Annotated in this window: 1 protein-coding gene; it reads right to left on the bottom strand. The window is 60.4% G+C overall.

The window, feature by feature from the left end:
- Nucleotides 1-255, bottom strand: a 255-nt coding sequence (locus AAEY83_RS16800) for a DMT family transporter (RefSeq protein WP_351060917.1), incomplete at both ends; no start/stop codon positions are given.

Genomic DNA, 255 nt, shown 5'->3' on the forward strand with positions numbered 1-255 from the left:
GTCCAGCGCTCCGACAAAACCACCCCACCCAAGGTCAGCAACCCGCCCACCAGGTGATACATCGCCAACTGTTCCTTCAACACCACTGCTGCAATCAACGCGGTAATCAATGGCAGCAGATTGAAAAACAACGTCGTTCGGCTCGGTCCCAGCCGCTGCACTGCCTGCATCCACGCCAGCGGCGCGACCATCGAGGCCAGCAGGCATGCATACAGCACCAGCGGTACGTTCTGCAGGTTCAGCCCGGTCTTCGGC

Source organism: Psychrobacter sp. TB20-MNA-CIBAN-0197, from assembly GCF_040309765.1.
GTDB classification, from domain to species: Bacteria; Pseudomonadota; Gammaproteobacteria; order Pseudomonadales; family Moraxellaceae; genus Psychrobacter; species Psychrobacter submarinus.